The sequence below is a fragment of the Rhizobium bangladeshense genome, from assembly GCF_017357245.1.
Lineage (GTDB): Bacteria > Pseudomonadota > Alphaproteobacteria > Rhizobiales > Rhizobiaceae > Rhizobium > Rhizobium bangladeshense.
The window spans coordinates 177,446-193,593 of the sequence record NZ_CP071617.1 but is presented as its reverse complement, the minus strand read 5'-3'; the positions used below and the strand labels follow the sequence as shown (position 1 = coordinate 193,593).

The window sequence follows — 16,148 nt, the reverse complement described above, 5'->3', positions numbered from 1 at the left end:
GTTGGATGTGGACGGTCTCAGCGCTCACCGCGGCGATAGGGCTGCATCAGCGCCTGCGGAACGCGCGCGCGGCGGGCCATGACGGCAAGCGCGGCAATGGAAAGGATATAGGGCGTCATCAGGAAGAGCTGGTAGGGCACAAGCCCGCTCAGCACGGTTTGCAGCCGAAGCTGGAAGGCATCGAAGAAGGCGAAGAGCAGGGCGCCGAAAAGCGCGCGGCCCGGACGCCAGGAGGCGAATACGACGAGCGCGATGCAGATCCATCCGCGCCCCTGCACCATGGTCGGGAAGAAGCTGTTGAACGCCGACAAGGTCAGGAAGGCGCCGCCCATTCCCATCAGCGCACTGCCGATGATGACCGCGCCGTAACGCACCTTCATCGGATTGACGCCCTGGGCTTCCGCCGCATGCGGGTTCTCGCCGGTCATGCGGATCGCAAGCCCGACGGGCGTGCGAAAAATGATGTAGGCCATCACGAGAGCGATCAGGATCGCAAGATAGGTCGGTGCCGTTTGGGTGAAGAAGGCCGGGCCTAGGAAAGGCAGCGTCGAGAGGCCGGGAATGGCGATCGGCTGGAACGGCATGATGGTGGGCGGCGTATTGGCAAGCGGCACGATCAGCCGGAAGACATAATAGCTGAAACTGGAAGCAAAGAGCGTGACGCCGAGGCCCGAGACGTGCTGTGAGAGGCCGAGCGTCACCGTCAGCCCCGCATGCAGCAGGCCGAAGATGCCGCCAGCGACCGCAGCAATCAGCAGGCCGGTCCAGAGATCGGCGCCATGGTAGACGGACAGCCAGCCGATCATCGCCCCGAAGGTCATGATGCCTTCGATGCCGAGATTGAGCACGCCGGCCCGTTCGCACAGCAGCGCGCCGAGCGTGCCGAAGATCAGCGGCGTAGCGATGCGCAGGATTGCCGCCCAGAGGCCGGCGGAGGCGATGATATCGAACACTTGCATCATCGCCGGATCCGGTACTGGGTGAAGAACAACGCAACCAGCATCGTCAGCAGCGACAGCGCAACCGTGACGTCGGCGATATAGGTTGGGATGCCGAGGCCACGGCTCATGCCGTCGGCGCCCACGAACATGGTGGCCGTAAAAATCGCGGCGAAGACGACGCCGAGCGGATTGAGGTTGGCAAGCATCGCGACAACGATACCGGCATAGCCGAAACCGGGCGACAGATCGGTTGTCACGTAACCCTTGACCCCCATTACCTCGATCGCTCCCGCGAGCCCCGCAAGCCCGCCCGAGAGACAGGCGACCTTCACCAACGTTCTACCGAGCGGGACGCCTGCGAAGACCGCGCCGGCGGGATTGAGGCCGGCGGCGCGGGACTGCATGCCGAAAACGGTGCGGGAATGGACGAAATGGACGACGACGGCAAGAGCGATCGCGATCGTAAAGCCGATATGCAGGCGCGAGCGGGCGATCAGCTTCGGCAGCATGGCGTGATCGCTGACGGATTGCGACTGCGGCCAGCCAAAGGCAAGCGGATCCTTGAGAACCCCGTCGATGAGCATCGAGACGAAAAGCACGGCGATGAAGTTCAGGAGCAGGCTGGTGACGACCTCATCGACCGAAAAGCGCAGCCTGAGCCACAGCGGAACCAGGATCAGCACCATGCCGGCGATGGCGCCGATCAGCAGCAGGAGCGGGATGAGAATGGGAGCGGGAAAATTGCCCAGCAGTTTCGAGCTTGCCGCCGCAACGGCGATGGCGCCGAGATAGAACTGGCCTTCGGCGCCGATATTCCAGAGCCGCGCCCGGAAGGCGACGGCCGCAGCAAGCCCGGTCAACATCAGCGGCGTTGCCCGCGTCAGCGTTTCGGTCGCCGACAGCCGCGAGCCGAAGGCGCCGGTCAGGATCCGCCAATAGGCATCCAGCACCGGCGCGCCGGCGATCGAGATCAGGATGCCGGCGAGCGCAAGCGCGGCGATGACGGCGACAACAGGCGTGACGATCAGCAGGGAAAGCGGGCGGTGCTCGCGGCGCTCAAATCGCATGGCCGGCCTCGCGGGTTTCCTGCCATTCGCCGGCCATCATCAGCCCCAGCCTGCGCCCGTCGGCTCCTTCGGCATCGACGGGCGGCGACAAGCGGCCACCGACGATCGCCTGTATGCGATCTGCAAGCGCGATCACCTCGTCGAGATCCTCCGAGATCAGCAGCACGGCGGTTCCCTGCCGGCGGGCTTCGAGCAGGCGTGCATGCACAGCGGCTACGGCACCCTCGTCAAGGCCCCGGGCCGGCTGCGCGGCAATCAGGATTCGCGGCCGCCGATACAGGCTGCGGCCGAGGATGAGCTTCTGCATATTACCGCCGGATAGCAGCCTTGTGCGGGTTGCCGGCCCGCCGCCGCGAACATCGAATCCGTCGATAATCTCCCTGGCGAAAGCCATGCCGGCCCTGCGATTGACGAGACCGCGGCGCGAGAAGGCCGGCGAGACGATGCGCTCCAAAACGGCGTTTTCCCAGATCGCCATTTCCCCGATCACGCCCTCGTGGTTGCGGTCCTCGGGAATGCGGCCGATGCCGGCTTCCACGACATCTGAGACCCTAAGATGGCCAACGACTTCCCCGAACAGCCGAAGGTCCCCGGCGCTGCGCGCCAGTGTACCGGAAAGAAGATGCGCCAGCGCCGCCTGGCCATTGCCCGCAACACCGATGATGCCGAGGATCTCACCCTGGTGCAGCCGAAAGCTGATTGATTTCAGCCGGTCGACGCCGCCGGTGCGTACCGTCACGCCGTCAGCCTCAAGGGCGACGGCCCCGGGTTCCGACGGCTCGCGCACGGGCCGTGTCACGCGCCGCCCGACCATCAGTTCGGCGAGCTCCGCCTTGCTGGTTTCCGCTGCCCTGCGTTCGGCGACCATCTTGCCGCCGCGTAAGACGACAATGCGGTCGGCTGCAGCCATGACCTCATCGAGTTTGTGTGAGATGAAGATCAACGACAGGCCCTGGCGGGCCATTTCCTTCAGTGTCGTGAACAGCCGCTCGGCCTCGATGTTGGTCAGCACCGCAGTCGGCTCGTCGAGGATCAGGATGCGGGCGTCGTTATAGAGCGCCTTCAGGATCTCCACCCGCTGCTGCTCGCCGACCGACAGGTCGCCGAGACGGGCATCGGGATTGACCGCTAGGCCGAAGCGCTCGGAAATGGCCAGGAGCTTCCTGCGCGCCGCTGAAGTTGCCGAGCGCCAGGACCACAGCTTTTCGGCGCCTGTCATGACATTTTCAAGCACTGTCAGATTGGGCGCCAGCGAGAAATGCTGGTGCACCATGCCGACACCAGCGCGGATCGCCGCACGCGGCTTGCCCGGCGGCACCTCCGCGCCCTCAATCAGAATTCGCCCGACATCCGGTGTGTAGTGGCCGAAAAGAATGCTCATCAGCGTCGTCTTGCCGGCACCGTTTTCCCCGAGCAGGGCCACGACCTCCCCCTTGGCCAGGGTCATGGAAATATCATCATTGGCAAGGTTGGCGCCGAAGCGTTTGCTGACGCCGAGAATTTCCAGAACGGGGCTGGTCATGACGGAAGTCCTGCCACCGGAAACCGGTGCTGCCATCGCCCCTCGGCCTCCAGGCGTGCGGCAAGCGACAGAAGGCGCGGCTCGTGGCCCATCGGCGCCATGAACTGCACCGGCAGCGGCATGGCCTGTCGATCCTGTCCGAAGGAGAGCGCCAAAGCAGGAAAACCCGAAATATTGGCGAGGCAGGCAAGCGGCGCAAATGCCATCATTCTCTCGAGATGCAGATCCGTATCGGCATGATCGGTCGGAAAGGAGCCGATCGCAAGAGGCGCGGACGAAAGCATCGGCGTCAGGATGCAATCGACCTTGTCGAACAGCCTCCAAAGACGATGACTCACCAGAACGGCATCGTTCAGCGTGTTCCAGAGCATGGTCGAAGAAAGCGCCCGTCCACGCACCGCGAAAGCCTGCGTGAGAGGCTCGGCCCTGCTTTCCTCAAGAGCCGCCACCTCTATGAGGGCGGCGAGGTTGACGGACACGATGTCGGCAAAGGCGCGGCCGCTGGCGGCGACGCTCCATTCGAACTCGGCCGAGGCGAGTGGAACGATAAGGTGTCCATCGCGTTCGAGCATGCGCGCCGCGTCCTCGACTGCTGCAAGGCGATCACCCTCAGTCGGGTAAACCGCCCCGGTGTCGGTCAGCAGGCCGATCCGCAAACGGCCGTTGTCGATCTCGACAGGGGAGGGGTCCGGAACAGGTCCGCGCGCATGACCGCTCAGCCGGCTGAAAATCAGCCCCATATCCCGCACCGACCGGCACACCGCCAGTTCGCTCGCGATGCCGGCGAGGTGGTTGCCGAAGGATGGCCCCCCCGGAATGGCGCCTCGGGTCGGCTTCAGTCCGACGAGGCCGCAACAGGCTGCCGGCACTCGGATAGAGCCGCCGGCATCGGTGGCATGCGCAATCGCGACGATCCCGGCCGCAACCGCCCCCGCCGCGCCGCCGGAGGAGCCGCCCGCGGTCCGGGCCGGATCGAGCGGATTGCGACAGACAGGCCCGATCGCCGGTTCGCTGGCGAGCGAAAGACCGAATTCCGGACTTGTCGTCAGGCCGAACAGGCAGAGGCCGGCGTCGCGAAACCGGGAAGCCAGATCGGAATCCGCTTCGCCGCCCTTTCTTTCAAAGAGGCGGGAACCCGCCGTCACGGGCAGTCCTCGAAAGGGACCGCCAAGGTCCTTCGCCAAGGTCGGCACCCCCGCAAGGGGCCGCCCAGAAAAATCATCGGGCGCGCTGCGCCGTTCCCGGTCGCAGGCGTGCGCTGCGGCGAGACCCATTGCGGCATCGAGATGAGCGATCGTGCCGAGCGTCTCATGCTGCACGGCCGCGTCGATGGAGGCCTGCATCGCCTCTGCAGCGCTCAGGCTGCCATGCCTGATCGCCGCCGCCAGCTCAGTCGCGTCGCCCTGCATGAACCGACTACTTCGGCTCGTCCATCATCTTCGGAACTTCGAAGGTGCCGGCCTTGATCTCCGCGCGCTTGGCCTCCATCGCAGCCTCCGCCTCGGCGGGTGCCACGCCCTTGACGAAGACGATATCACTGCCGCCTTCCTTCATCAGGCCGTAAGACGTGTAGTTCCTGCCAACGGGCTTGCCGGCGGCGACATCGGCGATTGCAGCATTCAGGATCGGGCGGAAATACCACATGGCATTGGCGAACACGGTATCTGGATAACGCGGCGTGTAATCGATCAGCGAGCCGACCGATTTGATGCCGCGTTCCTTGGCGGCATCGGCCGTGCCGATGCGCTCGCCGAACAGGATATCGGCGCCGGCGTCGATTTGCGCGAGACCGGCTTCGCGCGCCTTCGGCGGGTCAAAGAAGGTCCCGATGAACGAGACGAGGTGCTTGGCATCGGGGTTGACCGCCTTGACGCCCGCGGCGAAGGCGTTGATCAGCATGTTGACCTCGGGGATCGGTATGGCGCCGACCGAGCCGACGACGTTCGACTTGGTCATCTTGCCTGCCAGCATGCCGGCCAGATAGGCGCCATCGTGGTTCCAGGTGCCGAAGACGCCGAAGTTGTCGCCGGCCTGCTCGCCGCTCGAGCCAAGCACGAAAGCAGTATCGGGGTAGTCGGCAGCAACCTGTCGCGCCTCCTTTTCCACCGCATAGGCCTCGCCGATGATCAGCTTATTGCCCTGTTCGGCATATTCGCGCATGGCGCGCGGATAGTCGGTGCCGGAGACGCCTTCGGAGAAGACATATTCGATGACGCCGTCCTTGGCGGCGTCCTGGAGTGCCTTGTGCAGACAGGAGTTCCAAGCATTTTCGACCGGCGACGCATGAATTCCGGCGACTTTCAAGGACGCAGCCGCTCTAGCGAGCGGCGCGAAGCCGCTCACGCCAAGCGCAATGCCCGACGCGATCACTGCGCGGCGTGAAATCAGGATGTCTTTGGTCATTGATTGTTCCCCGTTTTGACCATCTGGTTCAAAAATCATAGTAGCGCCCAAAAATGTGTCAAGCAGCGAATAGGCTTAAAAATCAGGCTGATCGGCCGCCGTAACCTGGCTGAAAGAACGAGACGTGGCAGGCTGCACGCCCGGTGCCATCGTGCTTCTCGAGCCGGATCTGCGGGGCTTGGCGCGGCGACTCTGGCAGGATATGCATAGACGATCGGGTTGGGGAAATTGAAATGGTTGAAGAAGAGGACGCCTCGCGGCGGCCGATCGCGAGCCGGTCGTCGTCGGGGGCGATCGCCGTGAGTACGCGGCTTTCGCGCACCTTTATCACGCGCACGACGAACCTCGGCCGTTGCCTGGAGAAGTTATGAGCGCACTCGTCCGTCGGCTTCTCGTGCTGTTCGTCCGTATCATGGTCGGCGCTCGAAGCGAGTGGCGGGGCTGCACGCCCGACACACGCCGCCGCATCTATTTCGCCAATCACAACAGCCACGTCGACACCGTCGCCGTCATGGCCGCCCTGCCGTATCAGGTACGCCGGCTTACCCATCCGGTGGCCGCACGTGATTATTGGGGAACCAGCACTTTCCGCCGCTTCATCGCGGAGAAAGGCCTGCGCGCCGTCCTGATAGACCGCAAGCCGCTGCCGGACAGCAACCCGCTGGAGCCGCTCGAGCGCCTGCTCGAGGAGGGCCGTTCGATCCTGATCTTTCCCGAGGGGACGAGAAGCGCCACGGATGAAATCGCTCCTTTCCGCAGCGGCATCTATCGCCTTGCCTGCCGTTTCCCCGATGTCGAACTCGTGCCGATCCATCTCGACAACCTTCAGCGCATCCTGCCCAAGGGGAGCATGCTGATCGTGCCGATCACCTGCACGGCGCGCTTCGGCAAGCCGCTACGCGTCGAACCGGGCGAAGGAAAGGACGCATTCCTGGCCCGCGCCCGTGCAGCAGTCATCGAGCTCGCGCGCGGGGGGCCTGTCGAATGACCAGCTTTTTCTCCATTGTGCTGGCCGCAATCCTCGGCCTGCTGGCGGTCGCCTCCGCCATCGGTTTCATCCTCCAGCGGCGCGCCACGGACCCCGGATCCGTTGCCACCGTGCATAACCTCAATGCCCGAATTCGGTCTTGGTGGATCATGGTCGCCGTCTTCGGCGGCGCGCTCCTGCTCGGGGATACTGCGGTGGTCGTACTGTTCGCATTCCTCTCCTTCATGGCGCTCCGCGAATTCTGGACGCTGACGCCGTCGCGACGTGGCGACCACCTGGCGCTCTTCCTGTCATTCTTCGTGGTGCTGCCGGTGCAATATGTGCTGCTCGGCACATTATGGTACGGCCTCTTTGCGATCTTCATCCCGGTCTATGCCTTTCTGATCCTGCCGGCGGTGGCGACCTTGACGGGCGACGTCAACGAGTTCCTGGCGCGAACCGCCAGGGTGCAATGGGGATTGATGCTGACGGTCTATTCGATCAGCCATGCGCCCGCACTGCTGATGCTGCAGACCGGCACGCCCCCGGCGCTTCTTCTCATCTATCTCGTCATCGTGGTGCAGCTGAGCGACGTCTTCCAGTATGTCTGGGGCAAGCTTCTCGGAAAGCGTCGTTTCTCGCCGAACATCAGCCCGTCGAAGACGCTCGAAGGCCTCTTCGGCGGCGGCGCCTCGGCCATCCTTGTGGGAACGTTGCTCTATCGCCTGACGCCGTTCTCGCCTCTGCAGGCGGCGGCCGTCAGCACGGTCGTCGTGGTCGCGGGCTTCTTCGGCGGCTTCGTGCTCTCGGCCATCAAGCGCGACCTCAACGCCAAGGACTGGGGCTATGTCATCGAGGGGCATGGCGGCGTGCTCGACCGCTTGGACTCGATCACCTTCGCAGCGCCGCTGTTCTTCCACATCGTCCGCTACTGGTTCACGGTGTGAGGACATCCGATATCATGCGTCCGGCCGTTCAAAACCGGTCGACCTCCTCAAGACTATCGAACAGACGCTGCTGAACGTCCCGTTCTTGCCTGCCGATCGCCGTCAGCAGCTTGCCCATGGTTCCCCTCATGCCATGAAGCTGGTCCACCAGATCCATGACGACATCGACGCCGGCTTCGTTGACGCCCATATTGCCCATGAGATCAAGAATGAGCCGGGCGCGGGCGACGTCGGCTTCGCGAAACTGCCTTTGCCCCCGCGACGTCTCCGGAATCAACCAACCCTGTTCGACCCAGAAATCGAGTTGAACCACATCGATTTCCAAGCAAAGACGGAATTCGTGATCATTCATGATCAGGCCTCCATGTTCTTCCTCGGATCGTATGGATGTGCGGTCGCCCATTCCTTCACCAGGGAGGTCAGCCGTTCGTCAGGGCTATCGGGCAACACGATCTTCAATGAGACGTAGACGTCACCGTGTCCGCCGCCGCGTTTTGGAACGCCCTTGCCCTTGAGACGCAGGACCTTTCCGGTGTTGGAATGCGGCGGCAGCGTCAGGCTGACCGCTCCCGAAGGTGTGGGCGCGCGCACCTTGCCGCCGAGCACAGCCTCGCTGAGGGAAATCGGCAGTTCCAGGCGGATGTCATCGCCGTCGCGCGTGAAAAAGCGGTGCGGGCGCACGCGGATCTCGATCAGCGCATCCCCCGCCGGCCCGCCTCCGATGCCCGGCTCGCCCTTGCCGCGCAGCCGCAAGGTCTGGCCGTCGCGGGTTCCGGGCGGAATCTTGACCTCGAGCGCGGGACCGTCGGGAAGCTTGACCTCGGTTCTGGTGCCGTTGACGGCCTCGATAAAATCGACCTCCATGGAGAAGCGCCGATCTTGACCCTGGCTGCGTGCCCGGCCACCGCCGCCGGTCCGGCGCGAAAAGAAGCTCGCGAAAATATCATCGGCATCGCTGAAATCGGCAAAGCCGGCGCTGTTGCGATAGGGATTATCCGGACCGCCGGCTGTGGCATAGTCACGATAATAGCTGCGCTGCACCCGCTCGGCGCCCGTCATATCGATCTCGCCGCGATCGAAGCGCCCGCGCTTCTCTTCGTCGCTCAAAATTTCGTAGGCGGTCGAAATTTCCTTGAACCTTTCCTCGGCGTGTCTGTCGCCGGGGTTCAGGTCGGGGTGAAGTTTCTTGGCGAGCTTGCGGAACGCACTCTGAATATCCTTCTGGGTTGCATCCCGCTTTACGCCCAGAAGCTCATAGGGATCCTGGCTCATGCATATCTCCGGTCAGGCAGTGAATACTGCTGGTTGGTTGGGATTGATATAGGTTGCCGGGCCGCCGCCGGGGAGGGGATGCCCGCGAGCGTCAAGCCGGTCGTGCCATGATCGGCGGAAGCTCGCCGGGATCAGAGCAAAGCGACGTCTTCTGCTTGAGCCTCGGCATCCTCGCGGTGATGATCGAGGCGCCGGTCGATAAGAACCGAGCACCCGGCATGGCGCACAACCTTCTCTACGATCGACGAGAAAACATAGTCGGTGATATCGGCCACGTGTGACGACAGCAGGATGAGATCGGCCGCTGTTTCCCTGGCGGCCGACACGAGCAGCGAGGCGGCTACGCCGATGCGAACCTCGATCCTCGCCGGGATGCCCAGCTCCTTGCAACACGATGCAAGTTTCTGCTCGACGTCGACAATGGCAGCAGTCTCGAATTCCTCGGGAATGTCAGTCAGGTGACGGTGCGGGATGTTCTCGACAACGTGCATGACGATAATGGTTCCGCCGTCGTCCACCAGCGCCGCAGCCCGGCGCAACAGGCGGTTTGCCGTCTGTCGCGAGCCCATGCCGATGCCGCAGATGATCGTGCGATACATTGAGCCTATATCCTCGAAGGCGAGCCATTTTCGTCATCATAGCGCTATCGACAGCGCCTGCTTTGACTAAAGTCAAGCCGGACTGAGCCGCAATGTGGTTTACCTGAACGGCGTCTTCGACGAAAGCAACGCGATCGGGTGGGCAATCCAGCGACCATCCGCGATGCGGCCATGGCTTAAAGGTAGCCTTGGCCCGCAGGATCCGCGTCGACCCGGCCTAGCCTGGCACTGCCTGTCACCACGGCGATCTCGTGGACGGATGCTATCGCCACCGCCGGACATGGTCGACCAGTGCCCGAAGCTTCGGAGGCAGATTGCGCCGGCTGGGGTAATAAAGAAAGAAGCCGGCAAAGGGAGGGCAATACTCCTGAAGGAGAGGAGCCAACTGACCAGATTCGACATAGGGTTTGAAGGTGTCCTCCATCCCGAAGGTGATGCCGCCGCCGGCACAGGCTGTGCGGATCATAAGCCACATGTCGTTGGTGGTGATCTGGGGGTCGACAGCCACGTCGAACTCGCGGCCATGCTGGCCGAATTCCCAACGATAAGGTGCGCTGTGTGGCGCTGGACGCCAGCCGATACAACGATGCGACGAGAGCTCTGAAGGATGTTCGGGCTTGCCGAAACGTTCAATGTAGGACGGCGCAGCGAAGGCGCCCTGGCGCTGCTCGCCGGATACCGGAACGGCAATCATATCCTGATCAATGACTTCGCCCAAACGTACCCCCGCGTCATAGCCTTCCGCAACGATGTCGAATTCCTCGTCCGTGACGGTCACGTCGATCTGAATAGCGGGAAAGGTGTCCGCGAAGCGGGCCAGAAGCGGCCCGGAGATGAACTGCTCGGCGATTGATGACACCGCCAGCCTCAACAGTCCGCCCGGTGCGCTGTCGCGGTCCGCAGTCGCGTCGAGCGCCAGTCCGACTTCCGAAATAGCCGGCGCCACCCTCCGATACAGTTGTTCGCCGGCCTCCGTGAGACTGACACTGCGCGTCGTGCGGCGTACGAGCGCGACGCCCAGCCGGTCCTCCAGACGGCGGATGGCCTGGCTGACCGCCGGCCGTGTGACGCCCAAATTCTCCCCGGCCACGCGAAAGCTCCGCGCTTCGGCGACTGCCAGAAAAACAGAAATGCCATTCAGGTCGATTGCCATTGGTTAGATCTATTTACCAGAGCGGTCATTATTGGGCAAGTTGTTCGACCTTATCGATGCGTCTACGCTGCGACTGACCGCTCAAACGACGCGAGGCCGTTGACGGTGCACGCAGCTTCATTGCCGATCGATGGTCTTAGCAAGCTCTCAGCAACAGGAAAGGACTGATACCATGACCATTCTTCCGACACGCCAGTGGGTCGCCGGCGCGAGCCGAACAGCTCTGATCACACTGGCATTGCTGTCGCTCGCCCTGCCGAGTGCAGCCATTGCCACCACCGCGGCAACGCAGGCGCGGGCCCCTGACAGTTCCGCGATCGAGCAGCGGAACAAGGCTATCGTCGAAGCTGCCTTCGAAAAATGGCGTGGTGGTACCTACGTCTTCGCGGAACTTCTCGCTCCCGACGTCGTCTGGACGATCCATGGCTCCGGGCCGGTCGCCGGCACCTATCGCAACCAGAAGGACTTTATCGAACGGGCATCGCGTCCCCTGACCAGCCGTCTCGCGACGGCGATCATGCCGGAGGTGCACAACATCTTTGCCGACGGCGACACGATCATCATTCGTTTTGACGGAACCGCGACCACAACGTCGGGCGCGCCCTATCGCAACCAGTTTGTCTGGATATTCAGGATGAAGGACGGCCTCGTCGTCGATGCGGAAGCCTTCCTGGACCTCGTTGCCTATCAGCAGGTTGTCGACAATAACGCTCCGCGCGATCAATGACCGACGCCCGAACCGGCACCGCGCACCTATGCGCTATCGCCTCCAAACCGAGAATAGCAACGCTTAACGGAGCCCGACTATGCGGCAGCCATTCGCAGCACTCATCACGGCGGCCACCCTTTCGATTCAACCCGCAGAAGCGCAGGAGACCAATTTGCAGCCGAACCATCCTTACGTTGGCATGTGGGTCACCGACGACAACCGTGTTCGCCATGAACTTCTGCCGAGCGGACGTTACGTCGAGGCCCGCGGTCAGCGCGAACGTGCCTATGAAGGCCGTTACGAAGTCGACGGGAAGCATATCGAGTACTGGGACGACACGGGTTTCACCGCCGACGGCGATTTCGTCGATGCGAACACACTGCACCATGGCGGCATGATCTTGCGCCGCAAGCCAGCGACGCCTTGACAGGGCGAGCATCCGCGATGCGTAAACGCTTCAAAGCGATGGGTGCCGCCAAATCCTCTGACAGGTCCGGACGCCGTGCACCGTCGCCCCGTCATCGTGCCCTGTCCACCTCTCGCAGCAGGTCGATGAAGGCCCGCAACGGGGAGGGCACGTGCCGGCTGCGCGGGTAATAGAGCGCCAGACCAGGCGTCGGCGGGCACCAATCATCGAGCACGGTCGCGAGTTGACCGGACGCCAGAAACGGCCGTGCGAAATATTCCGGCACATAAGCAATGCCACGGCCGTCCGCGGCCGCCTGCACGAGAAGATCATTGTCGTCGAGGGTGAGATTGCCCGGCGCGTCGATCGCGACTTCGGCCCCGCGCTTTGAGAACTCCCAGCGATAGCGCTTTCCGCTAGGCAGACGTTGGCGGATGCAGCAATGCGTATAAAGGTCGTCGGGCGTATGCGGTCTTGCTCTGCTCTCGAGATAGGACGGCGCTGCCACGGCAATGAAACGCACGTCGCCGCCGAACTTCACCGCGACCATGTCTTTCGGGACGGTTTCCAGCAGGCGTATTCCAGCATCGAATCCCTGTTCCACGATATCGACGAGCCGACCTTCCGAAACAAGATCAAGCTCGACGTCGGGATAGAGATCCATAAAGCGCGGCACGACCTCTTCGAGGAGAATGCGGGCGCCGCTCTTGTTTGCATTGATCCGCAGTGTGCCGCTCGGGGTGCCGCGCTCCTCCGACAAGGTATCGAGCGCCTGATCAAGATCCTGAAGAACCGGATCGAGGCGCGCGAGCAGGCGAGCGCCGGCCTGGGTCAGCGACACGCTGCGGGTCGTCCGGTTAAAGAGCCGCACGTCCAGTTTTGCCTCCAATCCGATGATTGCGTGGCTGAGAGCCGAGCGCGAAACGCCCATGACGTCGGCAGCTCTGCGAAAGCTCTGGTGACTGGCCACAGCCGCAAAGGCGGCGAGATCATTCAGACTGGGACGCATTATTCGTGAATTATCCTCACCACGGCATCTCAAATTGAAGATCTTATATCACCAATATTGCTGTCTTACATTGCAGATGAACAGATCAGGAGTTCACATGCCAAAGACATGGTTTATCACCGGCGCTTCCTCGGGGCTCGGTCTCGAGATGACGCAACAGCTGCTCACCCAGGGACACAACGTGGTCGCAGCGATTCGCCGCGCGGCGGCGCTGACGAAACTTGCGCAGGAATACCGCGAACGCCTGGATATCGTTCAGCTCGATCTGGTCGAGCCGGAGCGCATTGCCACGGCCGTCAGAGACGCATTCCAACGGCACGAGCGGATAGAGGTAATCGTCAGCAACGCGGGCTATGGCCTGTTCGGTGCTGCGGAAGAGCTCACGACTGAAGAGATCGACCGGCAGATCACCACCAACCTTGCCGGATCCATCCATCTCATCCGTGCCGCACTGCCCCTTCTTCGAAAACAAGGCGGCGGGCGGATCGTCCAGGTTTCCTCCGAGGGTGGGCAGATCGCCTATCCAGGCTTCAGCCTCTATCACGCAACCAAGTGGGGCATCGAGGGCTTTGTCGAAGCCGTGGCACAGGAGGTGGCGCCTTTCGGCATCGACTTCATCATTGCCGAGCCGGGACCGACCGGCACCAACTTCGGAGCCAATCTCGTCCGCGCGAAACCGATGGATGCCTACGATGAAACACCTGCCGGGGCCGTTCGCCGGGCGATCACCGACGGCAGCTTCGAGATCAAGGGGGATGCCGCGCGCACCGTGGCCGCAATCATATCAGCCGCCGAGAGCAAGACGCCACCATTGCGGCTGGCGCTGGGTAGCACAGCCTATTCCTCCATCTCACAGGCGCTTTCCGCACGCCTGTCTGCCCTTGAGGCGCAGCGAGGAGTGGCGAATTCCGCCGACAGGCAGGGTCTGTGAACCGCAGCAGCAATCTGTAAACACGGACCTCATGCAGGAAGGAGACAACATGTCCATTCGATCAATAATATTGGCTCTCGCCCTCAGCGTCTCGTCTTCTGCCTTCGCGCAGACAGCCGCAGAAAACCAAGTCGTAGGCACCTGGCGGATGATGTCGGCGACGATCGATCCCGGCGGCAAAAATATATCTGCCTATGGAGAAAAGCCCAACGGTCTTCTCGTCTTCACCCCCGACATGCACTTCGTAGAAGTTCTGACCGACGCCGGCATCCCACGGTTTGCATCCAACGCTCGCGGCGAGGGGACGGATGATGAAAATCGCATGGCCATGTCAGGCAGCATCGGATTTTTCGGAACCTACACCGTTGATGAGAAAGGAGAATTCAGCGGCAACCGTGTCGAAGGGTCTACATTCCCGAACTGGGTCGGCAGCGTACGAACACGTGAGGATTTGCGGCTGGTCGTTGAAGGCGACCGCATGACCGAACAATTCCGCAGACCGGAAGGCACTGAAATCAGGATTGAATGGCAGCGGGTCAAATAAGGCACCGGAGGCCAGCCCTCTGAATGAGGTCTCGACCTCGCCGAGCTTCCGTCCTTCGGCCATGACCAAAGCGAAGCTGAGCTATCTGGAGGAAGAAAACCACGCTCTTCAATCGTCGTTCCATGTTCAAGGCGGGAGCCGCCGTCATCGCGCTGGTTGGTGAACGCAGGGACAGATCTTATCCTCCTCGACACCGGCAACGGACTGCACGGGGCAAAGGCAAGCCCAGATCGCGGCATCAGGATTTGGACAAAGGCGCCGCTGCCAGTAGTCGCAAAAGGATATTTGGCTTGCTGGCTGCCGAGAAAATCCCGTTTATCAGCCATCATATGTCGATCCTCGTCATCTCGATGCTTTCACTCTCCCCCGATGCACCGATGCGGTTTGGCGCCCTTCAACGCGGTATTCCCGATATCTCGCAGCGTATGCTGACGCTTACTCTTCGCAATCTTGAGAGGGATGGGCTCGTAGCACGGCACTATTACACCGAACTGCCACCGCGCGTTGAGTATGAGCTGACCGATCGCGGAAAATCGATGCTGAAGCCGCTTGCGGGATTCACCGATTGGATCCGCGACACATGGCAAGATATCGAAGCCTCGCGTAGGGAGTTCGATGCGGCCGAACAACGCCGGATTTAGAAGGAGCTCCGATCTGCTTCTACGCAAGAACCTGGCCAAATCACCGCGGGTCGAGGGCATTCTTCGCCTTCCAGTCGTAGCTCCTCATGTAATCAAGAAACGCCCGCATGGCGGCGCTCGGGAGGCGGCGGCTGGGGTAGTATAAAAACCAGTGTGGCAAGGTGGGGCTCCAGTCGGAGAGAAGCTCCACCAGCCGGCCGGTTTGGACATGCGGCTTGGCGTAGTCATCGAAGACATGGGCGATTCCTCTGCCCGCCAGTGCAGCTTGCAGTTCATTGTGCGCGGAACTGACGGTCAAACGGCCCGTGGGAGTGACCTCGATTTCCTCGCTTCCCTCGGCGAACCGCCAGGTGACAAGCGTGCCACCAGGGAAACGACGCCTTATACAGTCGTGACCAACGAGTTCGTGCGGCGTCAGCGGTTGACCGCATCTCTTGATATAGTCAGGCGAAGCGACGATTGCATAGCGAAGCGCGGGTCCAAGCGGCAGCGCGATCATGTCCTGGGCCAGCTGCTTGCCGAACCTGACGCCGGCATCGAAACCCTGTTCCACGATATCGATGACAGCAGCATCGCTGATGATCTCGATCTTCACCTCGCGATAGGCATCCATAAAATCGAATACCATCGGGCAGAGGACATGATCGACGGCCGGTGCCGGTGCGTTGATCCTGAGGGTTCCGGATGGGCTATCGCGCAATTCATCGACCTCTGCGATCGCGAGCCTGATGTCGCTCAATGCAGGTGCCAGACGTTCAAGAAGGCGCTGTCCAGCCTCTGTCGGAAACACGCTCCTCGTCGTTCGATTGAGGAGCCGGATACCCAGAGCCTCTTCGAGAGCATTCATCGTTTGGCTCAAGGCAGATGAAGAAACGCCTCGCTCGAGTGCTGCTGCACGGAAACCGCCACAACGTACGATGGCCACGAAGACATCGAAGCTGTCTAAGCGAATTGGATCCATTGAGAAGTATTTCTAACCAAAGTGATAAACTTAGCGCAGGTTATCAGACCAATCGACCCATGTCATGATGAGCTCA

The 16,148-nt window shown here is 62.0% G+C and carries 18 protein-coding genes and 1 pseudogene; 8 read left to right on the top strand and 11 right to left on the bottom strand.

Annotated features, from left to right (window positions below; translation table 11 throughout):
• Positions 1-17: 17 nt before the first annotated feature.
• The 5 genes from J2J98_RS30080 to J2J98_RS30060 are packed head-to-tail and all read right to left on the bottom strand — an operon-like array spanning position 18 to position 5,933.
• Entirely contained in the window at positions 18-962 is a 945-nt protein-coding gene (locus tag J2J98_RS30080) for an ABC transporter permease (protein WP_207604219.1), read from the bottom strand.
• Complete coding sequence (locus J2J98_RS30075; protein ID WP_207604218.1) at positions 959-2,008, bottom strand: ABC transporter permease; 1,050 nt, start codon at positions 2,006-2,008, stop codon at positions 959-961. Before J2J98_RS30075 ends, J2J98_RS30080 begins: the two co-directional genes overlap by 4 nt.
• Positions 1,998-3,530 carry an ABC transporter ATP-binding protein gene (locus J2J98_RS30070; protein WP_207604217.1) on the bottom strand — a complete coding sequence of 511 codons (1,533 nt, stop codon included), beginning with the start codon at positions 3,528-3,530 and terminating at the stop codon, positions 1,998-2,000. The genes J2J98_RS30075 and J2J98_RS30070 overlap by 11 nt, the downstream gene beginning before the upstream one ends.
• A complete protein-coding gene (locus J2J98_RS30065; RefSeq protein WP_207604216.1) occupies positions 3,527-4,939 on the bottom strand; it encodes an amidase in 1,413 nt (470 codons plus the stop codon). Before J2J98_RS30065 ends, J2J98_RS30070 begins: the two co-directional genes overlap by 4 nt.
• 7 nt (positions 4,940-4,946) lie before the next feature.
• Positions 4,947-5,933, bottom strand: coding sequence for a BMP family protein (locus tag J2J98_RS30060; RefSeq protein WP_207604215.1), 987 nt, complete (start codon positions 5,931-5,933; stop codon positions 4,947-4,949).
• Positions 5,934-6,166: 233 nt separating this feature from the next.
• Here J2J98_RS30060 and J2J98_RS30055 point away from each other — a divergent pair.
• The 3 genes and pseudogenes from J2J98_RS30055 to J2J98_RS30045 form a co-directional block, all read left to right on the top strand.
• Positions 6,167-6,265, top strand: a pseudogene (locus J2J98_RS30055) (CDP-alcohol phosphatidyltransferase family protein); the annotation flags it as partial.
• Positions 6,266-6,300: 35 nt separating this feature from the next.
• A complete protein-coding gene (locus J2J98_RS30050; protein WP_207604214.1) occupies positions 6,301-6,921 on the top strand; it encodes a lysophospholipid acyltransferase family protein in 621 nt (206 codons plus the stop codon).
• Complete coding sequence (locus J2J98_RS30045) at positions 6,918-7,847, top strand: phosphatidate cytidylyltransferase (RefSeq protein WP_207604213.1); 930 nt, start codon at positions 6,918-6,920, stop codon at positions 7,845-7,847. Before J2J98_RS30050 ends, J2J98_RS30045 begins: the two co-directional genes overlap by 4 nt.
• Positions 7,848-7,875: 28 nt before the next feature.
• Here the strand turns inward: J2J98_RS30045 and J2J98_RS30040 are convergent, their stop codons facing one another.
• From J2J98_RS30040 to J2J98_RS30025, 4 genes are all read right to left on the bottom strand, one after another.
• On the bottom strand, positions 7,876-8,199 hold the full coding sequence (locus J2J98_RS30040) for a chaperone modulator CbpM (protein ID WP_207604212.1): 324 nt from the start codon (positions 8,197-8,199) through the stop codon (positions 7,876-7,878).
• A gap of 2 nt (positions 8,200-8,201) precedes the next feature.
• A complete protein-coding gene (locus tag J2J98_RS30035) occupies positions 8,202-9,119 on the bottom strand; it encodes a DnaJ C-terminal domain-containing protein (RefSeq protein ID WP_207604211.1) in 918 nt (305 codons plus the stop codon).
• Between the two features lie 131 nt (positions 9,120-9,250).
• Positions 9,251-9,718, bottom strand: a complete 468-nt coding sequence (locus J2J98_RS30030; RefSeq protein WP_138395812.1) for a universal stress protein — start codon at positions 9,716-9,718, stop codon at positions 9,251-9,253.
• 262 nt (positions 9,719-9,980) lie between these two features.
• Positions 9,981-10,871, bottom strand: a complete 891-nt coding sequence (locus tag J2J98_RS30025; RefSeq protein WP_207604210.1) for a LysR family transcriptional regulator — start codon at positions 10,869-10,871, stop codon at positions 9,981-9,983.
• A 172-nt stretch (positions 10,872-11,043) separates the two neighbouring features.
• Between J2J98_RS30025 and J2J98_RS30020 the strand changes: the two genes are divergently transcribed.
• Both J2J98_RS30020 and J2J98_RS30015 read left to right on the top strand, forming a co-directional pair.
• Positions 11,044-11,598, top strand: coding sequence for a nuclear transport factor 2 family protein (locus tag J2J98_RS30020; protein ID WP_207604209.1), 555 nt, complete (start codon positions 11,044-11,046; stop codon positions 11,596-11,598).
• Positions 11,599-11,677: 79 nt separating this feature from the next.
• Positions 11,678-12,007 (top strand): Atu4866 domain-containing protein, encoded by a 330-nt coding sequence (locus tag J2J98_RS30015; RefSeq protein WP_207604208.1) that lies wholly within the window; start codon positions 11,678-11,680, stop codon positions 12,005-12,007.
• Positions 12,008-12,098: 91 nt separating this feature from the next.
• Here J2J98_RS30015 and J2J98_RS30010 read toward each other — a convergent pair whose 3' ends face one another.
• On the bottom strand, positions 12,099-12,998 hold the full coding sequence (locus J2J98_RS30010; protein WP_207604298.1) for a LysR family transcriptional regulator: 900 nt from the start codon (positions 12,996-12,998) through the stop codon (positions 12,099-12,101).
• 94 nt (positions 12,999-13,092) lie between these two features.
• On the opposite strand from J2J98_RS30010, the gene J2J98_RS30005 reads away from it, so the two are divergent.
• From J2J98_RS30005 to J2J98_RS29995, 3 genes are all read left to right on the top strand, one after another.
• On the top strand, positions 13,093-13,926 hold the full coding sequence (locus J2J98_RS30005; RefSeq protein ID WP_138395809.1) for an SDR family oxidoreductase: 834 nt from the start codon (positions 13,093-13,095) through the stop codon (positions 13,924-13,926).
• A 49-nt stretch (positions 13,927-13,975) separates the two neighbouring features.
• On the top strand, positions 13,976-14,470 hold the full coding sequence (locus J2J98_RS30000; protein WP_207604297.1) for a lipocalin-like domain-containing protein: 495 nt from the start codon (positions 13,976-13,978) through the stop codon (positions 14,468-14,470).
• 245 nt (positions 14,471-14,715) lie between these two features.
• Positions 14,716-15,111, top strand: coding sequence for a winged helix-turn-helix transcriptional regulator (locus J2J98_RS29995; RefSeq protein WP_246569503.1), 396 nt, complete (start codon positions 14,716-14,718; stop codon positions 15,109-15,111).
• Positions 15,112-15,151: 40 nt separating this feature from the next.
• Here the strand turns inward: J2J98_RS29995 and J2J98_RS29990 are convergent, their stop codons facing one another.
• Positions 15,152-16,072: a LysR family transcriptional regulator gene (locus J2J98_RS29990; protein WP_064710451.1), complete on the bottom strand. Its 921-nt coding sequence runs from the start codon at positions 16,070-16,072 to the stop codon at positions 15,152-15,154.
• Positions 16,073-16,148: the final 76 nt, after the last annotated feature.